Source organism: Helicobacter bilis, from assembly GCF_900198365.1.
GTDB classification, from domain to species: Bacteria; Campylobacterota; Campylobacteria; order Campylobacterales; family Helicobacteraceae; genus Helicobacter_A; species Helicobacter_A bilis_B.
In genome coordinates, this window is the sequence record NZ_FZMS01000091.1 from 1 (window position 1) to 2,252 (window position 2,252).

Here is a 2,252-nt window from a genome sequence, read left to right on the forward strand (position 1 = left end):
CAAACAAAGCATAATACACAAGCTGTGCATTCAGCCAAAGAGTTAGAATTACTTTATAATAGATTTAAAGAAAATATTACTCTCTACATTGCAAAACAAAACAATGAGATTCTGGCAGCTACCCTGCTTTTTATCTATCCAAATTTAGTGCATACACAATATTTAGCAGTAAATGAAAAGGGCAGGGAAGTGGGTGCATTAGATTTACTTATAAAAACATTGATAGATAAATATGCTACAACAAAACAATACTTTGACTTTGGAATCTCCACAGAAAATAATGGCTTATTCTTAAACGAAGGACTTATCGCACAAAAAGAGGGCTTTGGTGCAAGGACAATTGCGCATAGTTTTTATGAACTGAATATTAACGGGGGGGGGGGGGTAATAACCCTTAAGTGTTTTGCAACTAAAAGCCCTATATCTTGGCATACTCAATACAAAAGATTCAAATACTACTCTAGCAAACCTATTACAAACTTTGCTTTAAACCCCATTACAAAGGGGGCGGCGTGATACACCCACTCTCTGATGTGCAAAGCCAAAATATTGGCAAAGGGACTAGAATCTGGCAGTTTTGCGTGGTGTTACCCAATGCGATTATAGGGGAGAATTGCAATATTTGCTCTCACTGCTTCATTGAAAATGATGTTATAATCGGCAATAATGTAACGATAAAATGTGGGGTGCAGGTGTGGAATGGATTAAGGATTGAAGATAATGTATTTATTGGTCCTAATGTAAGTTTTACTAATGATAAATATCCAAGATCAAAGCAGTATCCTAGCGAGTTTCTAAAGACAACGATTAAAAAAGGGGCTTCCATTGGTGCGGGTGCTGTGATTTTACCCGGGATTACTATCGGTGAAAATGCACTTATTGGAGCAGGCAGTATTGTAACAAAAGATGTTTGTGATAATGCTAAAGTAATAGGCAATAAAGTTATTATACGGGGGGGGGGTAACTAATCCCTATTTTACTGCTTTTTCTATCCTTTTATATTCTGTGATTCACTCTCTCATTTTAGCTACATATATAAGGCTGTATCGATGAAAATCTGTATAGCCGGAAAGAATAATATTGCAGTGTGGGCGTTAAGGTATTTATTGCAAATTGGTATTTATAGGCAGGATATCCTTATTTTACCAAATGCAAATGATTGTGGGTATGATACTTGGCAACACTCGCTTTTAAAATGTGCTAAAGATGAGAATCTTAAGGTTGTAACATTGCAAGACATATATGCAATGAGTGATTTATTATTTATTTCATTAGAGTTTAATAAGCTTATTGATATAGAAAAGTTTGCAAGTAAGAATCTTTTTAATATTCATTTCTCTAATCTTCCAAAATACAAGGGTGCTTATACTTCCATAATGCCGCTTTTATATGGGGAAAGTGAGGCTGGAGTTACGCTGCATAAAATAGATTCTGGTGTTGATACGGGTGATATTGTCGATCAAATGACTTTTTGCTATCGGGCTTCAAGATAGTGCTAGAATGTTGTATGATAGCTATAACAAATACGCGTTTTTGCTCTTTAAACAGAATTTTTTTCATTTATTAAATGGCACTTATTCGGCAAAAAAGCAAGGCTACATAGGTGGGAGCTACTTTTCTAGAAAAGAGATTGATTTTAATAATATTGTGATAAATCTCAAAAAAAATAAGCTTTGAGATACATAATCAACTGCGTGCTTTTATCTTTAGGGAATATCAACTACCTAGTATTTGTGGCGTGAGGATTATGGAATCTGTTTTAACACAGGAGTTTATAGGAAGCAATGTTTTAATTGATAATAATGATTGTTTTATAATTTCTGGCGTTGATGGATTTAAGATTCTTGCATATAAAGATACTTATGGGGGGGGGGGGGTGAATACCTTGTAGCTATTTGGAATCTTTTAGCAAAATGTTTGACTACCCTATTGTGTCAATGCTTTTTATCGCAACGATTGCTTTTAGGGGTTGTGCGATGATGGCGGTGATAAAAGGTCGCAAGATTACTTTGCGTTTGGTGGAGGTTTTTGATGCGGAATTTATTTTATCGTTGCGTTCTAATCAACATAAAGCAAGGTTTTTGCACCCTATTGATAGTGAGATTGAAAAGCAAAGGGAATGGATTGTAGATTACAAAAAGCGTGAATCTTTAGGCAAGGAATACTACTTTGTGATAGAAGAGTGTGTGCTGCCTGATTTGAAGCATTATTTGGTTTAGTGCGTCTTTATGATTTTTTAGAGGATTCTTTTT

At 35.0% G+C, this 2,252-nt stretch carries 5 protein-coding genes; all 5 read left to right on the forward strand.

Going from position 1 to position 2,252, the window contains the following annotated elements; genetic code table 11:
- A partial coding sequence (locus C6H08_RS10315) for a GNAT family N-acetyltransferase (protein ID WP_158656868.1) occupies positions 1 to 516 on the forward strand: 516 nt, incomplete at its 5' end.
- Complete coding sequence (locus C6H08_RS10320) at positions 513 to 968, forward strand: acyltransferase (RefSeq protein ID WP_034580179.1); 456 nt, start codon at positions 513 to 515, stop codon at positions 966 to 968. The genes C6H08_RS10315 and C6H08_RS10320, both read left to right, overlap by 4 nt.
- A gap of 81 nt (positions 969 to 1,049) precedes the next feature.
- Positions 1,050 to 1,493, forward strand: coding sequence for a formyltransferase family protein (locus C6H08_RS12145; RefSeq protein WP_052092575.1), 444 nt, complete (start codon positions 1,050 to 1,052; stop codon positions 1,491 to 1,493).
- Positions 1,494 to 1,747: 254 nt separating this feature from the next.
- On the forward strand, positions 1,748 to 1,891 hold the full coding sequence (locus C6H08_RS12150) for a hypothetical protein (protein WP_233708572.1): 144 nt from the start codon (positions 1,748 to 1,750) through the stop codon (positions 1,889 to 1,891).
- A gap of 22 nt (positions 1,892 to 1,913) precedes the next feature.
- Positions 1,914 to 2,219 (forward strand): GNAT family N-acetyltransferase, encoded by a 306-nt coding sequence (locus C6H08_RS10330; RefSeq protein ID WP_158656869.1) that lies wholly within the window; start codon positions 1,914 to 1,916, stop codon positions 2,217 to 2,219.
- Positions 2,220 to 2,252 lie beyond the last annotated feature (33 nt).

Excerpts from the sequence above, each read along its gene's own strand:
- C6H08_RS12145 (WP_052092575.1), top strand. The coding sequence starts at position 1,050 with ATGAAAATCTGTATAGCCGGAAAGAATAATATTGCAGTGTGGGCGTTA.
- C6H08_RS12150 (WP_233708572.1), top strand. The coding sequence starts at position 1,748 with ATGGAATCTGTTTTAACACAGGAGTTTATAGGAAGCAATGTTTTAATT.
- C6H08_RS10330 (WP_158656869.1), top strand. The coding sequence starts at position 1,914 with ATGTTTGACTACCCTATTGTGTCAATGCTTTTTATCGCAACGATTGCT.